The 25281-nt window shown below is 57.6% G+C and carries 22 protein-coding genes; 7 read left to right on the top strand and 15 right to left on the bottom strand.

Going from position 1 to position 25281, the window contains the following annotated elements:
* Positions 1-56: 56 nt before the first annotated feature.
* The 5 genes from mnmE to rpmH all read right to left on the bottom strand — a co-directional run bounded on the left by mnmE (position 57) and on the right by rpmH (position 3978).
* On the bottom strand, positions 57-1427 hold the full coding sequence (gene mnmE, locus IFT99_RS04235; protein WP_192130594.1) for a tRNA uridine-5-carboxymethylaminomethyl(34) synthesis GTPase MnmE: 1371 nt from the start codon (positions 1425-1427) through the stop codon (positions 57-59).
* A 78-nt stretch (positions 1428-1505) separates the two neighbouring features.
* Positions 1506-3185 carry a membrane protein insertase YidC gene (yidC, locus tag IFT99_RS04230; protein ID WP_192130593.1) on the bottom strand — a complete coding sequence of 560 codons (1680 nt, stop codon included), beginning with the start codon at positions 3183-3185 and terminating at the stop codon, positions 1506-1508.
* Between the two features lie 2 nt (positions 3186-3187).
* Positions 3188-3433 (bottom strand): membrane protein insertion efficiency factor YidD, encoded by a 246-nt coding sequence (gene yidD / locus IFT99_RS04225; RefSeq protein WP_074886126.1) that lies wholly within the window; start codon positions 3431-3433, stop codon positions 3188-3190.
* Positions 3426-3827 carry a ribonuclease P protein component gene (gene rnpA, locus IFT99_RS04220; RefSeq protein ID WP_065988273.1) on the bottom strand — a complete coding sequence of 134 codons (402 nt, stop codon included), beginning with the start codon at positions 3825-3827 and terminating at the stop codon, positions 3426-3428. The genes yidD and rnpA overlap by 8 nt, the downstream gene beginning before the upstream one ends.
* Before the next feature lie 16 nt (positions 3828-3843).
* Positions 3844-3978 carry a 50S ribosomal protein L34 gene (gene rpmH / locus IFT99_RS04215; RefSeq protein WP_002551315.1) on the bottom strand — a complete coding sequence of 45 codons (135 nt, stop codon included), beginning with the start codon at positions 3976-3978 and terminating at the stop codon, positions 3844-3846.
* Positions 3979-4562: 584 nt separating this feature from the next.
* Here rpmH and dnaA point away from each other — a divergent pair.
* From dnaA to gyrB, 4 genes are read left to right on the top strand one after another with little or no spacing between them, the layout of a single operon-like run.
* The gene (gene dnaA / locus IFT99_RS04210) at positions 4563-6098 is read left to right on the top strand and encodes a chromosomal replication initiator protein DnaA (protein WP_192130592.1); all 1536 of its coding nucleotides are present in this window, start codon (positions 4563-4565) and stop codon (positions 6096-6098) included.
* 35 nt (positions 6099-6133) lie between these two features.
* Positions 6134-7237 (top strand): DNA polymerase III subunit beta, encoded by a 1104-nt coding sequence (gene dnaN, locus IFT99_RS04205; protein ID WP_065988045.1) that lies wholly within the window; start codon positions 6134-6136, stop codon positions 7235-7237.
* 13 nt (positions 7238-7250) lie between these two features.
* Entirely contained in the window at positions 7251-8354 is a 1104-nt protein-coding gene (gene recF, locus IFT99_RS04200) for a DNA replication/repair protein RecF (RefSeq protein WP_192130591.1), read from the top strand.
* Positions 8355-8358: 4 nt separating this feature from the next.
* On the top strand, positions 8359-10776 hold the full coding sequence (gene gyrB, locus IFT99_RS04195; RefSeq protein ID WP_065988041.1) for a DNA topoisomerase (ATP-hydrolyzing) subunit B: 2418 nt from the start codon (positions 8359-8361) through the stop codon (positions 10774-10776).
* A gap of 65 nt (positions 10777-10841) precedes the next feature.
* Here the strand turns inward: gyrB and IFT99_RS04190 are convergent, their stop codons facing one another.
* Complete coding sequence (locus tag IFT99_RS04190; RefSeq protein WP_065988039.1) at positions 10842-11990, bottom strand: acyltransferase family protein; 1149 nt, start codon at positions 11988-11990, stop codon at positions 10842-10844.
* A 61-nt stretch (positions 11991-12051) separates the two neighbouring features.
* Positions 12052-13167, bottom strand: coding sequence for an acyltransferase family protein (locus tag IFT99_RS04185; RefSeq protein WP_192130590.1), 1116 nt, complete (start codon positions 13165-13167; stop codon positions 12052-12054).
* A gap of 341 nt (positions 13168-13508) precedes the next feature.
* On the opposite strand from IFT99_RS04185, the gene IFT99_RS04180 reads away from it, so the two are divergent.
* Positions 13509-14696: an MFS transporter gene (locus IFT99_RS04180; protein ID WP_065988037.1), complete on the top strand. Its 1188-nt coding sequence runs from the start codon at positions 13509-13511 to the stop codon at positions 14694-14696.
* 183 nt (positions 14697-14879) lie between these two features.
* Here IFT99_RS04180 and IFT99_RS04175 read toward each other — a convergent pair whose 3' ends face one another.
* The 4 genes from IFT99_RS04175 to glyQ are packed head-to-tail and all read right to left on the bottom strand — an operon-like array spanning position 14880 to position 19275.
* Positions 14880-15650, bottom strand: coding sequence for a lysophospholipid acyltransferase family protein (locus IFT99_RS04175; RefSeq protein WP_192130589.1), 771 nt, complete (start codon positions 15648-15650; stop codon positions 14880-14882).
* A 57-nt stretch (positions 15651-15707) separates the two neighbouring features.
* Positions 15708-16265, bottom strand: coding sequence for a D-glycero-beta-D-manno-heptose 1,7-bisphosphate 7-phosphatase (gene gmhB / locus IFT99_RS04170; protein ID WP_167355781.1), 558 nt, complete (start codon positions 16263-16265; stop codon positions 15708-15710).
* 11 nt (positions 16266-16276) lie between these two features.
* Positions 16277-18331: a glycine--tRNA ligase subunit beta gene (glyS, locus tag IFT99_RS04165; protein WP_192130588.1), complete on the bottom strand. Its 2055-nt coding sequence runs from the start codon at positions 18329-18331 to the stop codon at positions 16277-16279.
* Positions 18328-19275, bottom strand: coding sequence for a glycine--tRNA ligase subunit alpha (gene glyQ / locus IFT99_RS04160; protein ID WP_065988033.1), 948 nt, complete (start codon positions 19273-19275; stop codon positions 18328-18330). Before glyQ ends, glyS begins: the two co-directional genes overlap by 4 nt.
* 82 nt (positions 19276-19357) lie before the next feature.
* Between glyQ and IFT99_RS04155 the strand changes: the two genes are divergently transcribed.
* On the top strand, positions 19358-19930 hold the full coding sequence (locus IFT99_RS04155) for a DNA-3-methyladenine glycosylase I (RefSeq protein WP_192130587.1): 573 nt from the start codon (positions 19358-19360) through the stop codon (positions 19928-19930).
* 39 nt (positions 19931-19969) lie between these two features.
* Positions 19970-20857 (top strand): lysophospholipid acyltransferase, encoded by an 888-nt coding sequence (locus tag IFT99_RS04150; RefSeq protein WP_065988029.1) that lies wholly within the window; start codon positions 19970-19972, stop codon positions 20855-20857.
* 4 nt (positions 20858-20861) lie between these two features.
* On the opposite strand, the gene trkA is transcribed toward IFT99_RS04150, so the two are convergent.
* From trkA to def, 4 genes are all read right to left on the bottom strand, one after another.
* Entirely contained in the window at positions 20862-22235 is a 1374-nt protein-coding gene (gene trkA / locus IFT99_RS04145) for a Trk system potassium transporter TrkA (RefSeq protein WP_192130586.1), read from the bottom strand.
* A gap of 47 nt (positions 22236-22282) precedes the next feature.
* The gene (rsmB, locus tag IFT99_RS04140; protein WP_192130585.1) at positions 22283-23602 is read right to left on the bottom strand and encodes a 16S rRNA (cytosine(967)-C(5))-methyltransferase RsmB; all 1320 of its coding nucleotides are present in this window, start codon (positions 23600-23602) and stop codon (positions 22283-22285) included.
* Positions 23599-24558, bottom strand: coding sequence for a methionyl-tRNA formyltransferase (gene fmt / locus IFT99_RS04135; RefSeq protein WP_192130584.1), 960 nt, complete (start codon positions 24556-24558; stop codon positions 23599-23601). The genes rsmB and fmt overlap by 4 nt, the downstream gene beginning before the upstream one ends.
* A 132-nt stretch (positions 24559-24690) precedes the next feature.
* Positions 24691-25197 carry a peptide deformylase gene (gene def / locus IFT99_RS04130; RefSeq protein ID WP_065988024.1) on the bottom strand — a complete coding sequence of 169 codons (507 nt, stop codon included), beginning with the start codon at positions 25195-25197 and terminating at the stop codon, positions 24691-24693.
* Positions 25198-25281: the final 84 nt, after the last annotated feature.

Raw genomic sequence — 25281 nt, 5'->3', positions numbered from 1 at the left:
GAATCGATATGAGGCAGGTCCGGAGAGATTGACCTGCCTGGGGATAGGGCGTGATGCTATTTGCCGATGCAAAAGCTGGAGAAAATCCGCCCCAATAAGTCGTCCGAGCTGAAGGCGCCGGTAATTTCGCCAAGGGACTGCTGGGCTTGGCGCAGGTCCTCGGCAAGTAGCTCACCCGCGCCGGCTAAGGTCAGCTGCGAGCGTCCATGCTCCAGAGAAGCACTTGCCGTGTGCAACGCCTCAAGATGGCGCCGGCGTGCACTGAAGCTTCCCTCGGCTGTTTGCTGATACCCCATGCACGCCTTCAGATGCTCGCGCAAAAGCTCCACACCTTCCCCACCGGCCTTCGCACTCAGGCTGATGGTCACGTGGCCATCGACGCTGGTCACCAGTTCCACTGGTTCGTCGCTCAAGTCCACCTTGTTACGAATCAGCGTGACATGGGCCGGGTCAGGCCGTTGATCGAGGAACTCTGGCCACAGTGCAAAGGGATCGCTCGCCTCGGGCGCCGTTGCATCGACCACCAACAAAATGCGATCTGCCTGGCCTATCGCCTGAAGCGCGCGTTGAACGCCTATCTTCTCCACCTGATCGTCGGTATCACGTAGACCGGCAGTGTCCACAACATGAAGAGGCATCCCGTCAATGTGGATATGTTCACGGAGAACATCCCGGGTTGTGCCGGCAATCTCAGTTACGATCGCCGCTTCTTTACCCGCCAGTGCATTCAGGAGACTGGATTTACCGGCATTGGGCCTGCCGGCGATAACCACATTCATGCCATCCCTGAGTAACGCTCCCTGATTGGCCTCATGCAACACTGTGGATAACTGATTGCGTACGTTATCCAACATGGTCAGCACGTGACCGTCCGCGAGAAAGTCGATTTCCTCCTCTGGAAAGTCGATGGCCGCTTCAACGTAAATGCGCAGACTGATGAGTTTCTCAGTGAGCTCATGCACTCGCTGGGAAAATGCACCCTGCAGCGACCTCAAGGCGTTACGCGCAGCTTGCGCAGAACTCGCCTCAATTAGGTCCGCAATCGCCTCGGCTTGGGCCAGATCAAGCTTGTCATTGAGAAATGCGCGTTCGCTGAATTCACCCGGCCGTGCCAGGCGGCACCCCAGCTGCACACAACGCTGCAACAGCATATCCAGAACCACAGGCCCACCATGCCCCTGAAGCTCGAGCACATCCTCCCCGGTGAACGAGTGGGGTCCTGAAAAATAAAGACCAATACCCTCGTCAATCACTTCGCCGCTTTCTCCCTTGAAAGCGCCGTAATGTGCGTAACGAGGCTGTGGCAATTTGCCAAGAATCATCTCGGCGCATTTGCAAGCTTTCGGGCCGGAAATACGGACGATACCCACGCCTCCTCGTCCTGGAGCCGTTGCAATGGCCGCGATGGTTTCTGACAGAACATTCATGGACCGACTCCTGGACAACCGACGGATAGCAAAACGCCCCACTAGGGGGCGTTTTGAATAACTTGTTAACAGGGTAGATCAGGCTTCAGCTTTCTTGGCTTTCGCTTCGATGCTGCGGGTGATGTACCACTGCTGGGTAATGGACAAGGTGTTGTTCACAACCCAGTACAGCACCAGACCAGCCGGGAACCACAGGAAGAAGAACGTGAAGATGATTGGCATCAGCTTCATGACCTTGGCCTGCATCGGGTCCGGCGGTGTCGGGTTCAAACGCTGCTGGATGAACATGGTAGCGCCCATGATGATCGGCAGAATAAAGAACGGGTCTTTGATCGACAGGTCGGTTATCCACAGCAGCCACGGCGCCTGGCGCATCTCGACGCTTTCAAGCAGTACCCAGTACAGCGACAGGAACACCGGCATCTGTACCAGAATCGGCAAGCATCCACCCAACGGGTTGATCTTCTCTTTCTTGTACAGCTCCATCATCGACTGAGAAAGCTTCTGACGATCGTCGCCATGCTGCTCTTTCAACGCGGCCAAGCGCGGAGCGACTGCACGCATGCGTGCCATCGACTTGTAACTGGCCGCCGACAGAGGGAAGAAAAGCCCTTTGATCAGCATGGTCAGGAAGATGATCGACCAGCCCCAGTTGCCCACGATGCTGTGGATATGTTGCAGAAGCCAGAAAATAGGCTGGGCAATAAACCACAGAATCCCGTAATCCACCGTCAATTCCAGACCTGGGGACAACTCCTTCAGGACTGCCTGACTCTTCGGCCCGGCGTAAAGCGTTGTAGTGGTCTCGGCTTTTGCGCCAGGTGCGACTGTCAGTGCCGGGCCGGTGAAGCCGATGATGTAATTGCCGGCACTGTCCTTACGGGTGGTGACGGTGTTGCTATCAGTTTTGTTCGGAATCCAGGCGGTCACGAAGTAATGCTGCAACCAGGCAACCCAACCACCCTGGACCGTGTCCTTCACCGAACCTTTGTCGATGTCCTTCATGGAAACCTTTTTGTAAGGTTCCGAAGGAGTCCACATCGCAGCACCCAGATAGGTGGCCGTGCCAGTGGCAGTCGTCGAGGATGGGTCAGCGCTCGAATCACGTTTCAGCTGTGCGAACAGGTTACCGTTCCAAGGCTGGGCGCTCTGGTTGTCAATCACGTAAGAAACGGTCAGGTCATACAGACCGCGTTTGAACGTAAAGCGCTTGATGTAGTTGACGCCGCCGTCGCTGAATTTCAGGTCGACGACCAAGTCGTTCTGACCATCAGCCAACTGGTAACTTTTTTGCGTAGCCGAGTAGACCGGGCGACCAGTGGCTCGGGCATCAGGGCCGTTTGCGCCAGTCAGACCGCTCTGAGCGAGAAAGATCCGTTCGCCGCCGTTATCGAACAGCTGGAAAGGAATCTCGGGATGATCCTGACGGCGTGGATAAAGTGGCAAACGAAGCTGCACCACGTCGCCGCCGACCGGATCGATTTCCAGATTAAGGACGTCTGTCTTCACCTGGATCAGATCTTTGTTGGTAGCCACCGGCATTTCCGCCGGCGCAGCCACTTCGCCGGTAGCGCTAGGAACGTCTGCATTTGCAGTCGCTGAACCTTGCGGAGCATCAGGAATAGCGGATGTATTGGTGTTGGCAGCAACATTCTGAGTCGGCAAGGCAGCCTGACCGTAGTCCTGGTTCCATTTCAGGACACCGACATAGGTCACGATTGCCAGGGCGACGATCAGGATCGTGCGTTTAATATCCATGATTACTCGGCCATCGAAGAGGAACGGGAGGTGGGAGCAGGTGGAACCGGGTCATAACCACCGGGATTCCACGGATGACACCGACCTAAGCGACGTAAGGTCAGCCAGCCACCGCGCACCAGACCATAATTCTCAATGGCCTCGTACGCGTAGCAGGAGCAACTGGGGTAGAAACGACAGTGACTGGCCATCAGAGGACTGATGGCATAGCGGTAAAACTGGATCGGAACGAGCGCCAGTTTACGCATCAGTACTGTCTACCCCCGCAGTTTCGGTTTTAAGTTCGGGATCGGGCCGGCTGCGCGCCAGACGTTTCCAGAGCTTGCCGAAATGCTGAATCAATTCGGGGTTTTCGATATCACCCAAGCCTTTGCGTGCAACGACGACGATATCCCATCCGACCAGGTTGTCCTGGTGAAGGCGAAACGACTCACGCATCAGGCGTTTCAAACGGTTGCGCTCGACGGAGAGCTTCACGCTCTTCTTCCCGATCACCAGCCCTAGACGGGGATGATCAAGGTCGTTGTTGCGCACAAGGAGCAGGAGATTTTTTCCCGGAACCTTGCCGGTGGGGGAGTCAAAGACTGCCTTGAAATGCCGGGGTGTCAGCAAACGCTTTTCCCGACTGAAGTCCTGACTCACCACCTGTGCCGATTAATCAAACTGCCAGACGCTTACGGCCTTTGGCACGACGACGCGAAAGAACTGCGCGACCGTTTTTGGTGGCCATACGAGCACGGAAACCGTGGGTGCGAGCGCGCTTGATAGTGCTGGGTTGGAAAGTACGTTTCATGGCGTGTTACCTGGTTCGTCCACAACGGGCCGGAATGGCCCCCGTTTTAAGAGACCGGGGATTCTAGAGAAAGCGGGCTCGCAGGTCAATTTCCAACCAATGTTTCTTGCATTTAGTTCCTGGGTCCATTTCGTCGACAGCGATCTATCCGTCGGTACATTCTTGGGACGTAGATATAGAAATAAAGAAGGAAGGTATTTAAAGCTTCTTTATAAAGCTTATAAAAGCTTAGGGAAAGGATTTCTGTGGATAAAACGCTGCAGACCACGTACTGCTTGATGTACAGAGGGATGAAAGTCTGTCCACAAGCAGTGCCGCGGCTGTGCGACAGCTGGCGACAAGCTGTGCATAGAAGGGTTGCTTATCCACAGGCGCTTTATCCACAGACTTCAGCCCCTCGTTATGCAGAGAGCTAACCCTCGGTTATCCACAGAGCTTAACTATCCACCGGCTGTCGTCTTTTTAGGCGCTTTGTGCAGGCTTTCGTGCGCTGGGGCTCTACCTTCGTGTGGATAAGTCAGCTACGGGTGGTTACAATGGCCGCTTGTTTTTGCCACGCCGGCTTCAGAATCTAGGGGATATTTGTGTCAGTGGAACTTTGGCAGCAATGCGTTGAGCTTTTGCGCGATGAGCTGCCTGCCCAGCAATTCAACACCTGGATCCGACCTTTACAAGTTGAAGCTGAAGGCGACGAATTGCGCGTGTATGCGCCCAACCGGTTTGTGCTGGACTGGGTGAATGAAAAGTACCTGGGTCGATTGCTCGAGTTGCTGGGCGAGCATGGCCAGGGAATTGCGCCGGCGCTGTCCTTATTAATAGGCAGCAAGCGCAGCTCTGCTCCACGCGCGGCTCCGAACGCTCCGCTTGCAGCAGCGGCTGCCGCTTCTCAGGCCGCCGAGTTGGCAGCCACCAGCGAAGCACCGGCTGCAGCACGAGCGCCGCAGTCCGTAGCAACGCCTGCTCCGATGATTCAGACCTCATTGAATGTCGAGGATGAGCCTTCCAGGGCGAGCTTCGATCCAATGGCTGGCGCCAGCTCTCAGCAAGCTCCTGCGCGCGCCGAGCAGCGTAATGTTCAGGTTGAGGGAGCGCTGAAGCACACCAGCTATCTGAACAGGACCTTCACGTTCGAGAACTTTGTCGAAGGTAAATCGAACCAACTGGCGCGGGCTGCTGCCTGGCAGGTAGCGGACAATCCCAAGCATGGGTACAACCCGCTCTTCCTTTATGGAGGTGTGGGTCTGGGTAAAACCCACTTGATGCATGCTGTGGGTAACCACCTGCTCAAGAAGAATCCGAACGCCAAAGTCGTGTATCTGCACTCCGAGCGATTCGTGGCGGATATGGTCAAGGCGCTACAGCTCAATGCCATTAATGAGTTCAAACGCTTCTATCGCTCCGTCGACGCACTATTGATTGATGACATTCAATTTTTTGCGCGCAAGGAACGTTCTCAGGAAGAGTTTTTCCACACCTTCAACGCCCTTCTCGAAGGCGGTCAGCAGGTTATTCTCACGAGTGACCGCTACCCCAAGGAAATCGAAGGCCTTGAAGAGCGGCTCAAGTCACGCTTCGGCTGGGGTCTGACGGTGGCAGTCGAGCCACCGGAACTTGAAACACGCGTGGCGATTTTGATGAAGAAGGCGGATCAGGCGAAAGTCGATCTGCCTCACGACGCCGCATTTTTTATCGCGCAGCGAATCCGCTCCAATGTGCGTGAGCTTGAGGGTGCGCTGAAGCGCGTCATCGCTCACTCACACTTCATGGGTCGGGACATCACGATCGAGCTCATCCGTGAATCGCTGAAAGATTTGCTCGCGCTGCAGGACAAACTGGTGAGTGTGGATAACATTCAGCGGACTGTTGCTGAGTACTACAAGATAAAGATCTCCGACCTGCTTTCCAAACGCCGCTCCAGGTCTGTTGCGCGACCGCGGCAAGTGGCGATGGCATTGTCAAAGGAGCTGACCAATCACAGCCTTCCTGAAATCGGCGATGTGTTTGGCGGCCGGGACCACACAACGGTCTTGCACGCATGCCGGAAGATCAATGAGCTTAAAGAATCCGATGCGGACATCCGCGAGGACTACAAGAACCTGCTGCGGACTTTGACAACGTGATGCCGACGCAGCTTATCAAGGCAAGGGACTAGACCATGCATTTCACCATTCAACGCGAAGCCCTGTTGAAACCCCTGCAACTGGTCGCGGGCGTCGTTGAACGCCGTCAGACCTTGCCGGTTCTGTCGAACGTGCTACTGGTCGTGGAGGGCCAGCAGCTGTCTTTGACTGGTACTGACCTCGAAGTCGAGCTGGTCGGCCGTGTGCAGTTGGAAGAGCCTGCAGAGCCTGGCGAGATCACGGTTCCTGCGCGCAAGCTGATGGACATCTGCAAAAGTATTCCGAATGATGCGCTCATCGACATCAAGCTCGACGAGCAGAAGCTGATCGTCAAAGCGGGCCGCAGCCGTTTCACGCTTTCGACCCTGCCTGCCAACGACTTTCCTACCGTCGAAGAAGGCCCGGGTTCGCTTACATTCAGCCTCGTTCAGAGCAAATTGCGCCGGTTAATCGAGCGCACCAGCTTTGCAATGGCCCAGCAAGACGTTCGCTACTACCTTAACGGTATGCTGCTTGAGGTTCAGTCGGGCATTCTGCGCGCGGTTGCAACCGACGGGCACCGTCTTGCGATGTGTTCCATGGCCGCCGAGATCGAGCAGGCTGACCGTCATCAGGTGATCGTGCCGCGTAAGGGCATCTTGGAACTGGCCCGGTTACTGACCGAGCAAGATGGCTTGGTCAGTATCGTATTGGGTCAACATCACATTCGTGCAACCACGGGTGAGTTCACGTTCACGTCCAAGCTGGTCGACGGCAAATTCCCGGACTATGAGCGAGTGCTTCCCAAGGGCGGCGACAAGCTGGTGGTGGGTGATCGTCAGGCACTGCGGGAAGCGTTCAGCCGTACCGCGATTCTCTCGAACGAGAAGTACCGGGGCATTCGCCTACAACTGGCCAACGGTCAGTTGAAGATTCAAGCGAATAACCCGGAGCAGGAAGAGGCCGAGGAAGAAATCAGCGTCGACTACAATGGCAGCTCTCTCGAGATCGGATTCAACGTGAGCTATCTGCTCGACGTACTGGGTGTCATGACCACGGAGCAAGTCCGTCTGATCCTCTCTGATTCCAACAGCAGTGCTTTGGTGCAGGAATCCGGTAATGACGACTCGGCCTATGTCGTTATGCCGATGCGTCTGTAACAGCAGTTGATCAATGTCTCTTAGCCGCGTCTCGGTCACCGGGGTGCGCAATCTGCACCCGGTGACCTTCTCTCCTTCTCCCCGCATCAACATCCTGTATGGCGCTAACGGCAGTGGGAAAACCAGTGTCCTTGAAGCGATTTACCTTCTCGGCTTGGCGCGCTCATTCCGCAGTGTACGGCTGCAGCCGGTCATTCAATATGAGCAACCTGCGTGCACAGTCTTTGGCCAGGTAGAACTCGCCGAAGGCGGCCACAGCAGCCTTGGCATTTCCCGCGATCGCCAGGGAGATTTCCAGATTCGGATCGACGGCCAAAACGCCAAAAGCGCCGCGCAACTTGCCGAGACTCTGCCGCTGCAACTGATCAACCCCGACAGCTTTCGGCTCCTTGAAGGTGCTCCTAAAATTCGTCGTCAGTTCCTGGATTGGGGAGTGTTCCACGTGGAACCTCGTTTCATGTCGACTTGGCAGCGGCTCCAGAAGGCCCTGAGGCAGCGGAACTCGTGGCTTCGGCATGGTACACTTGACGCCGCTTCGCAGGCCGCTTGGGACCGTGAGCTGTGTCTTGCTAGCGATGAAATTGATGAGTTTCGGCGCGCTTATATCAAAGCGTTGAAACCTGTGTTCGAGCAAACCCTGAGTGAGCTTGTTCAGATCGATGGGCTGGCGCTTAGTTACTATCGAGGATGGGACAAGGAAAAAAACCTGAGTGACGTGCTGGCATCTTCCCTTTACCGCGATCAGCAGATGGGTCACACGCAAGCGGGACCCCAACGTGCAGATCTACGCCTACGGCTAGGCGGACACAACGCGGCGGATATCCTTTCCCGTGGGCAGCAGAAACTCGTGGTCTGCGCCCTTCGCATTGCGCAGGGACATTTAGTCAGCACGGCCCGTCGTGGCCAATGTATTTACCTCGTCGACGATCTGCCATCGGAGCTCGATGAGAATCACCGCGGTGCGCTATGTCGCCTGCTGGAAGAATTACGCTGCCAGGTATTTATCACCTGCGTAGATCATGAATTGTTGAGGGAAGGCTGGCAGACGGAAACGCCAGTTGCTTTGTTCCACGTGGAACACGGCAATATCACCCAGACCCACGACCACCGGGAGTGAAGGCATGAGCGAAAACCAAACGTACGACTCGACCAGCATCAAAGTGCTGAAAGGGCTCGATGCCGTACGCAAGCGTCCTGGTATGTATATCGGCGACACAGACGATGGCAGCGGCCTCCACCATATGGTGTTTGAGGTTGTAGACAACTCGATCGATGAGGCATTGGCCGGTCACTGTGACGACATCAGCATCATCATTCACCCGGATGAATCGATCACTGTTCGCGATAACGGTCGTGGCATTCCGGTCGATGTGCATAAAGAAGAAGGCGTTTCCGCAGCCGAAGTCATCATGACTGTGTTGCACGCCGGCGGTAAGTTTGACGATAACTCGTACAAAGTATCCGGCGGTCTGCACGGTGTGGGCGTTTCAGTGGTGAACGCGCTGTCTGAGGTGTTGAACCTGACTGTTCGGCGCAGTGGAAAAGTCTGGGAACAGACGTACGTCCACGGTGTTCCACAAGAACCAATGCAAATCGTTGGTGAAAGCGATACCACGGGGACAGAGATTCACTTCAAGCCCTCCTCTGAAACCTTCAAGAACATTCACTTTAGCTGGGACATTCTCGCCAAGCGCATTCGTGAGCTGTCGTTCCTCAACTCCGGTGTGGGTATCGTTCTTAAGGACGAGCGCAGCGGCAAAGAAGAGCTGTTCAAGTATGAAGGCGGTCTGCGCGCATTCGTCGAGTACCTGAATACCAACAAGACGCCTGTGAATCAGGTCTTCCACTTCAACATCCAGCGTGAAGATGGCATAGGCGTTGAAATTGCCCTGCAGTGGAATGACAGCTTCAACGAGAACCTGTTGTGCTTCACCAACAACATTCCACAGCGCGACGGTGGTACCCACCTCGTCGGCTTCCGCTCTGCGCTGACTCGGAACCTGAACAACTACATTGAGCAGGAAGGTCTGGCCAAGAAGCATAAGGTCGCCACCACCGGTGACGATGCGCGTGAAGGCCTGACAGCGATCATTTCCGTCAAAGTCCCCGACCCTAAGTTCAGCTCCCAAACGAAAGACAAGCTGGTGTCTTCAGAAGTGAAGACTGCGGTTGAGCAGGAGATGGGCAAGTATTTCTCTGACTTCTTGCTCGAGAACCCGAACGAAGCAAAAGCCGTCGTCGGCAAGATGATCGATGCAGCGCGTGCCCGTGAAGCTGCCCGTAAAGCACGTGAAATGACCCGTCGCAAGGGCGCGCTGGATATCGCAGGCTTGCCCGGCAAACTGGCCGACTGCCAGGAAAAGGACCCTGCCCTTTCCGAGTTGTACCTCGTGGAAGGTGACTCTGCTGGCGGTTCCGCCAAGCAGGGACGTAACCGTAAGACCCAAGCCATCCTGCCACTCAAGGGCAAGATCCTGAACGTGGAGAAGGCGCGCTTCGACAAGATGATCTCATCTCAGGAAGTGGGCACGTTGATCACGGCGCTGGGCTGCGGTATTGGCCGTGACGAGTACAACATCGAAAAGCTGCGCTACCACAACATCATCATCATGACCGATGCTGACGTCGACGGTTCGCACATCCGTACCCTGTTGCTGACTTTCTTCTTCCGTCAGTTGCCGGAGCTGGTTGAACGCGGTTACATCTACATTGCTCAACCGCCGTTGTACAAGGTGAAGAAAGGCAAGCAAGAGCAGTACATCAAAGACGACGATGCCATGGAAGAGTACATGACTCAGTCGGCCCTTGAAGATGCGAGCCTGCACCTGAACGAATCGGCGCCTGGCATTTCCGGCGCAGCGTTGGAGAAACTGGTTCACGACTTCCGCATGGTCATGAAGACCTTGAAGCGCCTGTCCCGTTTGTACCCGCAAGAGCTGACCGAGCACTTCGTTTATCTGCCGGCTGTGCCAATGGAGCAGTTGTCGGATCACGCGGCCATGCAAGAGTGGCTGGCGAAGTTTGATGAGCGCCTGCGGGTGGGTGAGAAGTCCGGGTTGGTCTACAAGGCCAGCTTGCGTGAAGACCGCGAGCGTAACGTATGGCTGCCAGAGGTCGAGCTGATCTCCCACGGCCTGTCCAACTACGTGACGTTCAACCGCGATTTCTTCGGCAGCAATGACTACAAGACAGTCACTGCACTCGGTGCTCAGATCAGCACGTTGCTGGAAGAAGGCGCTTACGTTCAACGTGGTGAACGCAAGAAAGCGGTTACCGAGTTCAAGGAAGCACTGGCCTGGTTAATGGCAGAGAGCACCAAGCGCCATACCATTCAGCGCTATAAAGGTCTCGGTGAGATGAACCCTGATCAGTTGTGGGAAACCACGATGGACCCAAGCGTGCGACGCATGCTCAAGGTGACGATCGAAGACGCCATCGGCGCTGATCAGATTTTCAACACACTGATGGGTGACGCCGTCGAACCGCGCCGTGACTTCATCGAAGCCAACGCATTGGCAGTGTCGAACCTGGACTTCTAAGGTTCACCCGTAAATAAAACAGCCCCAACGATGTGAATCGATTGGGGCTGTTTTCGTTTAGGCATTCAGCTCACTGTTTTAATCGGACTGATCGGCGCTGGGTTCCGCCCTCTCCTGCTCAACCGTTTGCCCCATTCGATACCGCGCAGTTCAATGAACCGATGGCTGATAGCGGATATACCCACGATGACGATTAACAGACCGATGAGCACGGAGTTGTCAGCTGCTGCATTGTGAAAGGAAAGCAGTGGACCTGGGGCGGCAGCAGCATAAGTCACGATCGTGAAGCCGGTGACTTTCCCTATTAGAAGCATGGCGAGGGTGAAGGCGAAAAGAACCATCGCATGAGTCATGTAGATCGAGTACGACAGCGTGCCCAATTTCTCGAATGGGCTAGCCTTCAGCAACGTCGAGATCACCCCTCCCTCAAAAGAGAAAATCAACATAAGCACGCAGAACACCACCATCAGGATGATCTGCTTATGATCAATGTCACTCACCAGCAAGCTCACTGCCAAACAGATGCCGACAAGTTCCAGGACGGTGTGCAGCCAGCGGGCCATGGTTTTGTTGTGGATAACTTGGTAGAGCTGGTAAGTCATCACACCTGCAAAGAAACAAGACAGCCCCTGCAGTGCGGGCTCCATCAGATAGGCAAGTCCCAGCGACAAGCACACAGTAGCGATCAATGAAGTCATGAGAAATATCGCCGTGGCGAAGCGCGGGGTACACAGGAGTATCCCCGCGAATATCATGTAGATGTAGTACTCGACACTGATGCTCCACGCCGGAAAGTTGAACGACTGGGGGTTGAATCCCGGCCACCAGGATTGCAACAGCAGCAGATTGGGGATGATTTCCTGAGGCGCTCGCTGCCCGGTGAAGCTGGCTTGATTGAACGTTATACCGGCATGCTCGGCGCCCATCTTCACGACCTCCAATGCGATGGCAAACAGGAGCACGAAGACGTGCAGTGGATACAGGCGGAAGGTGCGAGTAATGAAGAACTGCCTGAACTGATCGGTCGTGGCCAGTCGCTGGCCGTAGGTGTGGACCATGACAAAGCCGCTCAGGACGAAGAAGAAGCTCACCAGGTAATGAGCATTTCTGAAGAACGCCCATTCGCCAAAGCTCAGTGGCATGTGGATGTGATAGACCGCAACGCTGAGTGCACAGATGCCCCTGAATCCGTCCAGCACTTGAAATCTCTTCATCGCCAACTCCCTGTTGAATCCATGCCGAATGCGTTTAGATCCGCCCTCTGGGCGTAGGTCATCATGCGTTACCTTTCCCGGTCGTGTTCCAACGAGTTTTTATGTGTTCCCAGCGACTGCCTAAGCGCTTGGCAAGCTCACGGCGCCGGGCCATGGATGGCCTTTCGATGAAGTGCCAAGAGAATATGGCCGCCAGTAACACCAGTGGGAAGGCGAGCAGCATCAGACTGCCAGGGCCGAGGCCTTTGAACAGGTGGGCAATTATTTCCTGAATCGGGAAGGCATAGATATAAACCCCGTACGAGTAATCGCCCAGCTGGTTGTAACGGTCTATCGCGGGCTGGGTTGCATACCCGAGGTAGAAGATCAGATACGTCCAGGCCAGCACAAAGCACTCGAAGAAATATCCTGTGCGCCACGTGCAGGCGGCTAATACGACAAAAGGCAGGAGGCCGATAAATCGATGCTCGATGTGCTGACGATAGCGGTAGAAGGACATGCCGAGCACAAACGGCAAGCTCCACGTGAAGAAAGATTCGGTGCCGTAGAAGTCACTGACCAAAGCGCTGTTCAGCATCAAGGCTTTGAACGAGACGTAAAGGGCGGCATAAGACATGACAAAGCCGGTGAATTTCCGGCCTTCACTGAAGAAGGAGACTGTCCCAAGCGCGCCGACCAGAAGGTAGAGGGCCACCTCATAAAAGAGTGTCCACAGCGAACCGTTGATGCCGGGCCAAGGGTTGTTCTGGAACAGACCAGGCAGCTGAAACTTCATGCTGAACAGCGTCAGGTTGTGGGCGAGATAGCCGTATGTTTCCCCTGACCTGAAATATTCTGACGCACTCAGTGTCGTAAGCAGGGGGCCGATCAGAAATACGCTCAGCAGCAGCACAAGTATCAATCCAGGAAAGATGCGCAGAAACCGGGCGGTGAAAAAATCCATCGTGCTGTCCGCCCGATCGCGGCTAAGCGAAATAAAAAAGCCGGAGATGCAGAAGAACGTAATCACCGCCACGTCACCAAGGGACAGTCCGATCCAGTCAGAGAGCGGCTCAACCGCATCATGCCCAAGTGCAAGAGGGTAACTGTGGGAAATCAATACCGCCGTGGCGGCAAGCATTCTGATCAGGTTGAAGTGGTTGTTTCGTCTGGACGCCAGGTCACCCAACGTATTCATACTGCCTCCGCGCGCGGTCAGGGTCGTACCGGTTCGATCCATTCACCGCTGTGACGCTCACGCCGTCGGGGACGCGCGATACCGAGAGGGTTGGAAATGGTTTTTGAGCTTGAACGATACACTGGGGGCGCTGCACGTCTAATTGGCATCTCCAATCGGGACGCGGATTACCTGCATGCCTTGTCAGCCAATAATTTGGCCATGAAACTCGATCGATAGCTTTTGTTGGGCGAGACTGTGTCGTTGCGCGCTAATTGACCGATGACTGCCCAAAATACCCGGATACCTATCGATCAAACCGTTGCATCAGGACAGATGTAAGACAAAGGAGCCTCATTCATATGTCGATTCGTAAATACCAAAGAGTGCTGGCTATCCCTCGAGTGTTGCCTGCCACATTGTTCATGTTCGTCGCAGGCCTGCCGCTGACCATCATGGGCCTCACCCTGAGCCTGCATGTGCTCAACGAAATGGGTGGCAGTTATTTTGATGCAGGCGTGGTGGGGACGGCGACCGCACTTGGCTTCGCGGTGGGCTCTCCCCTCCTCGGTCGAATGATTGACCGTCACGGCCTGCGCCCGGTGGTGGCCGTATGCGGAACACTGTCGACTCTCGCCTGGATACTGCTGCCCATGGTGAGCTATTGGCTTTACGTGCTTCTGGCGTTTGTGGCCGGGCTGTTTACCGTGCCGACAGGATCGCTAGCCCGGCAGTTCGTCGCCAGCCTGGTTCCGGAAGATCAGCGCCGGCCTGCGTACTCGCTCAACATGATGCTTATGGAGCTTTCATTCGTCATCGGGCCCGCCAGCGGTATTCTTTTGATCACTACCTATTCGGCGACAGCCACTCTGGCGGGCATAGGCCTTTGGCGAGCGCTCTCCTACGTCGTGCTCTATGTGTTGAATTGGCCCACGCGCAATGTGGACGAGGTTGCAGCGAATCCGGATCGTGTCCGACCCAAACTCCGCACATGGATGAGCGGCCGCTTATTGGCCGTCATGTTTGTCAGTGCGGGGGCGTTATTCGTGCTGTATGGCACCGAGTTGGCACTCATTGCTGTGCTGCGCGCCAGCGATCAGCTCGCCTTTACCGGGTATGTCATCGCCGCAATGTCTATCGCGTCCATCGTGGGCGGGTATGTCCACGGTGTCGTCCACCGGTCGTGGTCACAGATGAAACTTGCCCTGGCAATGAGCCTGCTGCTGCTTCCCGTGGTGTTCTTTGATGACGTCTGGTGGTGGCTGATGCTCGCGCTGTTGCCCACTAATCTGCTGTGCACGCCGACGCTGGCTGCAGGCTCGGAAGCGGTTGCCAAGCTGGCGCCTTCCAGCGTGAGAGGTGAAGTGATGGGGCTGCACGATTCGGCTTATCGAATAGGCCAGACACTGTCCGCGCCGATGGTGGGATTCGCGATCGACAGCGTTTCCCCCGCCATGGGATTCGTCGCAGCCGCGTGCGGAGGGATTGTATTGGTGGGTATGGGGGCGCTCTGCAACCTGAGAATATCGGCGCCGGCCAGAACGGCTTGATTCACACCACGGTCTTGGCTGCACAGGCTCAAGACCGGGTTTTTTTAGTCAGTGGGGAACGGTAAGGAAAAACTTATGCACGCATCGGCCGCGCTAAGTGCTGGAAGAAATAAGTATTTAAATTAACGAGTTAGCGCCGAATTTTTCGAATTTCGATTTATTCGTGCACAGGTTATCCACAATTCATGCCGGTGATTTCTCTGGGGTTGGCGCAGGTACTGCCGGCGACCCCAAATCGCGCTGGGTTTGCTCGTTCCACGCCGACACGCGATCGTTCAGCGCAGCGATTGCGCGTGGGCCAGTGCCCTCTGCGTACATCGGTTTGCCAATCACGACTTCAATGGTGCCCGGCTTCTTACCCCACCCCTCTTTCGGCCAATAGCGGCCGGCATTATGGGAGATAGGCAGGACGGGCAAGTCCGCGTTTACTGCCAACGCCGAACCGCTGCGCGAGAACTTGCCGATCTGGCCGTAAGGTACGCGTGTGCCTTCAGGGAAGATCAGCACCCAGACCCGATCTTTAAGCAGCTCATCGCCTTTCTTCGCGACAACCTTCAGCGCCGCCTTGGGATTGTTGCGATCAATGGCGATGGGACGCAGCATCGCCATGGCCCAGCCGAAGAACGGCACGTACAGCAGCTCCCGCTTGAGCACCTGGCTCAAAGGCTGAAAGTGGGCCGAGAGAAAAAACGTCTCCCACGTGCTCTGGTGATTAGAGACGATCACGCAGGGTGTGCCGGGGATGTTTTCCTGGCCGGTGATGCTGACCTTGATGTTGAGGAACACGCGAGTCAGCCATAGGGCGCAGCGGCACCAGTAAACATTGATGAAACGATAGCGGAGACGGAACGGCAGGAAAGGTGCAATAAAGAAACTCAGCGAACACCACAGCAGGGCGGTAGTGCCCAGCAGCAGGTAAAAGAAGAAAATCCTGATGGCCTGCACAATCGACATAGCTGCTTTTACCGTTACGGGGCAATTGCCCGAATTGAGCGAGCCGTTGAAGAGCTGTTAGCCGTTCAACGGGGCGCTGTTGTGAATAAGTTCTGCGGCAACCGCCGCCAGATCGTCAAAAACCAACGTGCCTGCGGGTAATGCACCGCTTCGCGTCTTCTGACCTTTGCCGGTCATGACCAGAACAGGTTGTGAATCGACGGCCACCGCCGCCTCCAGGTCACCCTTGCTGTCGCCCACAAACCAAACGCCGCGTAAATCCACGGCGTAATGGCGGGCAATGGTCTTCAGCATGCCCGGTTTTGGCTTGCGGCAATCGCAGCCCGCGTCCGGGCCGTGAGGGCAATAAACAACCAGTCCGACCTCGCCGCCCTCCTCCGCCACGAGTTCACGCAAGCGTGCGTGCATGGCATCGAGGGTGGCCAGATCGTAGTAACCGCGAGCGATGCCGGACTGGTTGGTGGCCACTGCCACCGTCCAGCCGGCTTTGCTCAGTTGCGCAATAGCCTCGATAGAGCCAGGAATCGGAACCCACTCTTCGACCGACTTGATGTAGGCGTCGGAATCCTGGTTGATCACCCCGTCCCTATCGAGAATCAGCAACTTCACTGGCATGCGCTCCGCCGTCAGCTCAACAAGGAGATGTCGGCAACGCCGAGGAAGAGATTGCGCAGACGGGCGAGCAAGGCGTAACGGTTGGCTCGCACGCCAGCGTCTTCCGCATTGACCATCACTGCCTCGAAAAAGGCATCTACAGGCTCGCGAAGTGCCGCAAGACGCGTCAGCGCTTCGTTGTACTGACGGCTCGCAGACATCGGCGCTACCGCCTGATCTGCCTGCTGAATGGCCGAGTACAGCGAGAACTCGTTGGCGTTATCGAAGTACTTCGGTTCGACGGTCTGGGCGATGTTGCCGTCCGCCTTGCTCAGCAGATTCGAAACCCGCTTGTTCACGGCGGCCAGTGCTGCAGCCTCAGGCAATTTGCGGAAGGCCTGGACAGCCTGAACACGTTGATCGAAGTCCAGAGCCGAAGCGGGCTGCAAGGCGCGCACCGACAGGTAGACGGAAACGTCGACACCTTCGTCTTCATAGCGCGCACGCAGACGATCAAAGATGAATTCGAGCACCTGCTCTGGTAGGCCAGCAGGTTTGATCTTCACACCAAACTGAGCGACGGCGAACTGCACGGTTTTGACCAGATCGAGATCCAGCTTCTTCTCGATCAGGATGCGCAGGATGCCGAGGGCAGCGCGGCGCAGTGCGTACGGGTCTTTGCTGCCGGTCGGCAGCATGCCGATGCCGAAGATGCCCACAAGTGTGTCGAGCTTGTCAGCGATGGCAACTGCGGCGCCGGTCAACGTGCCTGGCAATTCAGCGCCAGCGCCGCGCGGCATGTATTGCTCGTTCAACGCCAGTGCGACGTCTTCGGGTTCGCCGTCGGCCAAGGCGTAGTAGTAGCCTGCAACGCCCTGCATCTCCGGGAACTCGCCGACCATCTCGGTCGCCAGGTCGCACTTGGACAGCAAACCTGCACGCGCGGCGCGCTGGGCATCGCCGCCAATGCGGGGCGCGATGAACGCGGCCAACTTGGAAACGCGCTCGGCCTTGTCGAACACCGTGCCCAATTGCGCCTGGAACACCACGTTCTGCAGGCGCTGGTTGAAGGTCTCCAGCTTTTGCTTCTTGTCCTGCTTGAAGAAGAACTCGGCGTCGGTCAGACGCGGGCGAACGACCTTCTCGTTACCGTGGACGATCTGGGACGGGTCCTTGCTGTCGATGTTAGCGACCGTAATGAAGCGCGGCAGCAGCTTGCCGTCGGCATCCAGCAGGCAGAAGTACTTCTGGTTGTCCTGCATCGTGGTGATGAGCGCTTCCTGCGGCACTTCAAGGAAACGTTCCTCGAACGAGCACACCAGCGGCACCGGCCACTCGACCAGCGCAGTCACTTCATCAAGCAATGCCGGCGGCACGATGGCGGTGCCTTCGTGTTGCGTGGCGAGCTCTTCGACGCGCTTGCTGATCAACTGACGACGCTCGTTGAAATCCGCGAGCACGTGGGCCGCGCGCAAGTCGCTGGCGTAATTGGCCGGGGACGAAATGCGCACGTTGTCCGGATGATGGAAGCGATGGCCACGGGACTCACGGCCGGACGTCTGGGCAAGAATGGTGCAGTCGACGACTTGATCGCCGAACAGCATCACCAGCCACTGGGTCGGACGCACGAACTCTTCCTTGCGCGCGCCCCAGCGCATGCGCTTCGGAATCGGCAGGTCGTTCAGCGAATCTTCAATGATCGTCGGCAGCAGGCTCAACGTTGGCTTGCCAGGGATGCTCTGGCTGTAGCGCAGCTTCGGGCCGCTCTGATCGATTTCGCTCAGGTCAACGCCGCACTTCTTGGCGAAACCCAAGGCAGCCTGGGTCGGATTGCCTTCGGCATCGAACGCTGCCTGGCGTGGCGGGCCGTCCAGGTTGACGCTGCGATCCGGCTGCTCGGTGGCGAGCTGAGTGATCAAAACTGCCAGGCGGCGTGGCGCGGCATAGACCTGCTTGGCGCTGTAGGTCAGACCGGCAGCCTGCAGGCCTTTTTCGATACCGGCCATGAACGCATCGGCCAGGGTATTCAATGCTTTGGGTGGCAGTTCTTCAGTGCCCAGTTCAACCAGAAAATCTTGAGCACTCATTGCGCAGCCTCCAGCTTGGCCAACACTTCATCGCGAATATCGGGTGCGGCCATCGGGAAGCCGAGCTTGGCCCGGGCCATCAGGTACGCCTGGGCCACGGAGCGAGCCAGGGTGCGGACGCGCAGAATGTACTGCTGACGCGCCGTCACGGAAATCGCGCGACGGGCATCCAGCAAGTTAAAGGTGTGAGAGGCTTTGAGGACCATTTCGTAGCTCGGCAATGGCAGCTCCACTTCGATCAGGCGCACGGCTTCGCTTTCATAGAAATCGAACAGCTCGAACAGTTTGTCGACGTTGGCGTGCTCGAAGTTGTAGGTCGATTGCTCCACTTCGTTCTGATGGAACACATCGCCGTAGGTGACTTTGCCGAACGGGCCGTCAGTCCAGACCAGGTCGTAGACCGACTCGACGCCTTGGAGGTACATCGCCAAACGCTCGAGGCCGTAGGTGATTTCACCCGTGACCGGGTAGCACTCGATGCCGCCGACCTGTTGGAAATAGGTGAATTGCGACACTTCCATGCCGTTCAGCCAGATCTCCCAACCCAGGCCCCAGGCGCCGAGGGTGGGTGACTCCCAGTTGTCTTCGACAAAGCGGACGTCGTGCACGAGCGGGTCAAGACCCACGTGCTTCAGCGAGCCAAGGTACAGCTCCTGGAAGTTGTCCGGGTTGGGCTTGAGGACGACCTGGAATTGATAGTAGTGCTGCAGGCGATTCGGGTTCTCGCCATAACGGCCATCGGTAGGACGACGGCTCGGTTGTACGTAGGCGGCGTTCCAGGTTTCCGGGCCGATGGCGCGCAGAAATGTAGCGGTGTGGAAAGTGCCGGCGCCCACTTCCATATCGTAGGGCTGAAGTACCACACAACCTTGCTCAGCCCAGTATTGCTGGAGGGCGAGGATCAAGTCTTGGAAGGTACGCACGGCTGGCGTAGGCTGGCTCACGAAATTCACCTGTACTGGGGGGCTGCGATTTAAAGAGCGGGAGTATACCCGATTCGGCCGCGCCTCCACCCTTGGGAGCCCTATGCCACGCTGCTTTTGGTGCAACGAAGATCCGCTTTACATGGACTACCACGATCAAGAGTGGGGTGTGCCGTTGCGCGATGCGCAGATGCTGTTCGAGTTCCTGTTGCTCGAAGGGTTCCAGGCCGGACTGTCGTGGATCACCATCCTGAAAAAGCGTGAGCGCTACCGCGAAGTGATGTTCGGCTTCGACGTCCAGCGCATCGCTTCGATGACCGATGCTGAAGTCGAAGCGCTGATGCTGGAGCCCGGCATTGTGCGCAATCGCCTCAAACTTAACGCTGCGCGCAAAAACGCCCAAGCCTGGCTGCGGCTGGAAGACCCGGTTGCGTTCGTCTGGTCATTCGTCGGCGGCAAGCCAAAGGTCAATCACTTCAAGGACCGCAGCGAAGTCCCGGCCATTACGCCCGAGGCCGAAGCGATGAGCAAAGCGCTGAAGAAAGCCGGCTTCACCTTCGTCGGCCCGACGATCTGTTACGCCTACATGCAGGCCACCGGAATGGTGATGGACCATACGATTGACTGCGATCGATACGCCGAGCTGGCGGGTGGTGTGGATAATCGGCTCCCATGAACGGTTACAATGGCCGCCTCATGTATTCGGGAGTGATCTGTGGATAAGTTCAAAGGCGCCTTGATGGTTGGGGCATTGCGCCTGTTTGCCCTGTTGCCGTGGCGCGCAGTGCAATGGGTCGGCACCTGCATTGGCTGGCTGATGTGGAAGTTGCCTAACCGGTCTCGCGACGTCGCGCGCATCAACCTGTCCAAGTGCTTCCCCGAACTAAGCCCTGAAGAGCTCGAAGCACTGGTCGGCCGCAGTCTGATGGACATCGGCAAGACCCTGACCGAGAGCGCCTGCGCGTGGATCTGGCCGGCGCAGAAGTCAATCAATCTGGTTCGCGAAGTCGAAGGGCTTCAGGTGTTGAAAGATGCCCTGGCGTCGGGCAAGGGCGTCGTCGGTATCACCAGCCATCTGGGCAACTGGGAAGTGCTCAACCACTTCTACTGCAGCCAGTGCAAACCGATCATTTTCTACCGGCCACCCAAGCTCAAGGCCGTGGACGATCTGCTGCGCAAGCAGCGCGTCCAGTTGGGTAACCGCGTTGCAGCCTCGACCAAGGAAGGCATTCTCAGCGTCATCAAGGAAGTGCGCAAAGGCGGCGCCGTCGGCATTCCGGCGGACCCGGAACCCGCTGAGTCGGCAGGCATATTTGTGCCCTTCTGCGGAACAATGGCGCTGACCAGCAAGTTCGTACCGAACATGCTGGCGGGCGGCAAAGCCGTTGGCGTGTTCCTCCATGCGATGCGTCTGGAGGATGGTTCTGGCTACAAAGTCGTACTCGAAGCCGCGCCGGACGACATGTACAGCACCGACACCGCAACGTCGGCAGCTGCCATGAGCAAGGTGGTTGAAAAGTACGTGCGAGCCTACCCAAGCCAATACATGTGGACCATGAAGCGATTCAAGAAACGCCCCGAAGGTGAGAAGCGCTGGTATTGAGCTTCTAGAAAAAGCTCAAGCCCACCTGAAACAGCCGCTCCACGTCGCGGATGTACTTTTTATCCACAAGGAACATGACCACGTGGTCGCCCGATTCGATCACTGTGCTGTCATGGGCGATGATCACTTGGTCGGCGCGTGTGATGGCGCCGATGGTCGTGCCGGGCGGCAAGTTGATGTGCATGATGGCTTTGCCAATCACCTTGCTGGATTTGGCATCGCCGTGGGCGACGATCTCGATGGCTTCCGCCGCGCCCCGACGCAATGAATGCACACTGACGATATCGCCGCGCCGCACGTGGGCCAGCAACGTACCGATGGTGGCGAGCTGAGGGCTGACGGCGATATCAATCTCTCCCCCTTGCACCAGATCGACATACGCCGGGTTGTTGATGATCGTCATCACCTTCTTCGCGCCGAGACGTTTGGCCAGCAACGACGACATGATGTTTGCCTCGTCGTCGTTGGTCAGCGCCAGAAACAGGTCGGCGTTATCGATGTTCTCTTCCACGAGCAGGTCGCGATCCGAAGAGCTGCCTTGCAGGATGACCGTGTTGTTCAGCGTGTCTGAGAGGTGACGGCATCGGGCGGGGTTCATCTCGATGATCTTGACTTGGTAGCGGTTCTCGATGGCTTCCGCCAGCCGCTCGCCAATCTGACCGCCGCCGGCAATCACGATGCGCTTGTAGCTCACATCCAGGCGACGCATCTCGCCCATGACGGCGCGAATATCCGCCTTGGCAGCGATGAAAAAGACCTCGTCGTCAGCCTCGATAACCGTATCGCCCTGGGGAATGATCGGGCGGTCGCGACGGAAAATAGCCGCGACGCGAGTCTCCACATTCGGCATGTGCGTGCGCAGTTGACGCAGCTGCTGGCCCACCAGAGGCCCGCCGTAGTACGCCTTGACCGCCACCATCTGCACCTTGCCGCCGGCGAAGTCGATGACTTGCAGGGCACTGGGGTATTCGATGAGCCGTTTGATGTAATGGGTCACCACTTGCTCAGGGCTGATCAGCACGTCCACGGGAATGGCGCCGTTGGCGAACAGGCCTGAGCGGGTCAGGTACGCCGACTCGCGAACACGGGCAATCTTGGTCGGGGTCTGAAACAGCGTGTAGGCGACTTGGCAGGCGACCATGTTGGTCTCGTCGCTGCTGGTCACGGCCACCAGCATGTCGGCGTCATCGGCGCCGGCCTGACGCAGTACGGTCGGGAACGAGCCGCGACCATGGACGGTACGGATATCGAGACGATCACCCAACGCTCGCAGACGATCCTGATCGGTGTCCACGACGGTGATGTCGTTGGCTTCGCTCGCCAGGTGCTCAGCCAGCGTACCGCCGACCTGCCCTGCGCCGAGAATGATGATCTTCAATCAGTCTCTCCTTGAAATGATGATTCCGTCATACCGGGCAATCGTCTTCACGCCGCCGCAATCTTGATCAGTTTGGCGTAGTAAAACCCGTCATGCCCGCTTTCCTGCGCCAGCAACTGACGGCCGTGGGGCTGTTTCAGACCGGGCGATGGATTGCCTTGCTGACCAGCAATGTCCAGCTCCCGAGCACCCGACGTACGCGCCAGAAATGCAGCGATGACTTCGGTGTTTTCAGTGGGCAGCGTCGAGCATGTGGCGTACAGCAAGATCCCGCCAACCTGCAGCGTCGGCCACAGCGCGTCGAGCAATTCGCCTTGCAGCGTTGCGAGGGCGGGAATGTCATCCGCCTGACGGGTCAGCTTGATGTCGGGGTGGCGACGAATCACGCCGGTTGCCGAGCACGGCGCGTCGAGCAGAATGCGCTGGAACGGTTTGCCGTCCCACCATAGGTCGGTGGCGCGGGCATCGGCGGCGATGAGTTCGGCACTCAGGCCCAGGCGATCAAGGTTCTCTTTGACCCGCACCATGCGCTTGGCTTCAAGATCCACTGCGACCACGCCCGCCAGGCCCGGTTGTACTTCCAGCAGGTGGCAAGTTTTGCCACCCGGCGCGCAACAGGCGTCCAGCACACGTTGACCCGGCGCCAGCTCCAGCAAGTCGGCGGCCAGTTGCGCTGCCTCATCCTGAACGCTGATCCAGCCCTCGGCGAAACCCGGCAGTGAGCGAACATCGCCCGGTTCGGTGAGCACGATGCCGTCCTGGCTGAACGTGCTGGGCGTTGCGCCAATGCCTGCGTCCAGCAACAGCTGAAGGTACTGCTCACGGGTTTTATGCCGGCGGTTGACCCGCAAAATCATCGGCGGGTGGGCGTTATTCGCCGCACAAATCGCTTCCCAATGCTCAGGCCACGCGGCTTTCAACGCTTTTTGCAGCCAGCGTGGATGAGCAGTACGCACCACCGGATCGTGTTCCAGCTCCGTCAGCAATGCCTCGCCTTCCCGTTGAGCACGACGCAGCACAGCGTTGAGCAACGCTTTTGCCCACGGTTTTTTCAGCTTGTCAGCGCAGCCCACGGTTTCGCCGATAGCGGCGTGGGCAGGAATTCGCGAATAGAACAGCTGATACAGACCCACCAGCAATAAAGCCTGCACGTCGTTATCAGCGGTTTTGAATGGTTTCTGCAGCAGCTTGGCCGCCAGCGCGGACAGCCTTGGCTCCCAGCGCGCGGTGCCAAATGCCAGGTCCTGAGTCAGGCCGCGGTCGCGGTCTTCAACCTTGTCCAGTTGCGTGGGCAGAGAGCTGTTCAGAGATGCCTTGCCGCTCAGTACGGCAGCCAGTGCCTTGGCCGCGGCCAGACGCGGGTTCATTGCGCATCCACCGCTTGGCCGAGAACGGTGCTGACGGCGAACTTCTCGCGGCGGCTGTTGAACAGGTCAGCGAAGCCCAGAGGTTTGCCGCCCGGTAGTTGCAGACGGGTCAGACGCAGCGCGCCTTCACCGCACGCGACCAGCAGGCCGTCTCTGCTTGCGTCGATGATGCTGCCGGGCGTGCCCTCCCCGTCGGCGATCTGCGCGGCCAGCACTTTCAGTGATTCGCCCTTGAGCGTGGTGTGGCAGATCGGCCATGGGTTGAAGGCGCGTACCAGTCGCTCCAGCTCAACGGCCGGGCGGGTCCAGTCGATGCGTGCTTCGTCTTTGTTCAGTTTGTGCGCGTAAGTGGCGAGGCTGTCGTTCTGCACTTCGCCAACCAGCGTGCCGTCCGCCAGCCCTGCAATGGCTTGAATCACTGCAGGTGGGCCGAGCTCGGCAAGTCGATCGTGCAGCGTACCGCCGGTGTCGTCGCCTGTGATCGGGGTCGTCACCTTGAGCAGCATCGGGCCGGTGTCCAGGCCCGCTTCCATGCGCATGACCGTCACGCCGCTTTCGGCATCGCCCGCCTGCACCGCGCGCTGAATCGGCGCAGCACCACGCCAGCGTGGCAGCAACGAGGCGTGACTGTTGATGCAGCCCAGACGCGGGATATCCAGCACGGTCTGCGGCAGGATCAAGCCATAGGCGACTACGACCAGCAGGTCCGGCTTTAACCCAGCCAGCTCGGCCTGGGCTTCGGGTGCGCGCAAGGTAGGCGGCTGCATGACAGGAATATTGTGCTGGAGGGCAAGCTGCTTGACCGGGCTGGGCATCAGCTTCTGACCACGACCGGCCGGGCGATCTGGCTGGGTGTACACCGCAATGACGTCATGGGGACTGTCGAGCAGGGCTTTCAAATGCTCGGCGGCGAATTCCGGGGTGCCGGCGAACACGATGCGCAGTGGCTCAGTCATGGGCTTCTCTTGAAGTAAGGCTGTAGAAACGTACTTGCCCGCGATGGCGTGGTGTCGGCCGACAAATGCGGCGGAGGACAGGTCGCTATCGCGGGCACTCGGGCTCCTACGGTAGAAAGGAGGATGGCGGGATCAGGCGTTTTGCTTGTGGAGTTTTTCCAGCTTTTTCTTGATCCGGTCGCGCTTGAGATTGGACAGGTAATCAACGAAGAGCTTGCCGTTCAGGTGGTCGCATTCGTGCTGGATGCACACGGCGAGCAGGCCCTCGGCGATGAATTCATAGGGCTGGCCATCACGGTCCAGCGCCTTGACCTTGACCCGTTGCGGGCGATCCACGTTCTCGTAGAAACCTGGAACAGACAGACAGCCTTCCTGGTACTGGTCCATCTCGTCGGTCAGCGGCTCGATCTCGGGGTTGATGAACACCCGCGGCTCGCTGCGATCTTCGGAGAGATCCATCACCACCACGCGCTTGTGTACGTTAACCTGCGACGCGGCCAGACCGATGCCGGGGGCTTCGTACATGGTTTCAAACATGTCGTCGACCAACTGGCGAATGCCGTCGTCCACTTCAGCCACCGGCTTGGCGATGGTGCGCAGGCGCGAATCGGGAAATTCGAGGATGTTTAGAATGGCCATATGCGTAAGGGATGCACTGTAGGGTAAAGTCAAAATCGGCTGCTAGGCTTGGGACGTCACAAGCTGCAGCCCTAGTAAAACGGG

It is taken from the genome of Pseudomonas sp. CFBP 8772, assembly GCF_014841665.1.
Classification (GTDB): Bacteria; Pseudomonadota; Gammaproteobacteria; order Pseudomonadales; family Pseudomonadaceae; genus Aquipseudomonas; species Aquipseudomonas graminis_B.
The sequence above is the reverse complement of the archived record's forward strand: the minus strand, read 5'-3'. Positions and strand labels throughout refer to the sequence as shown.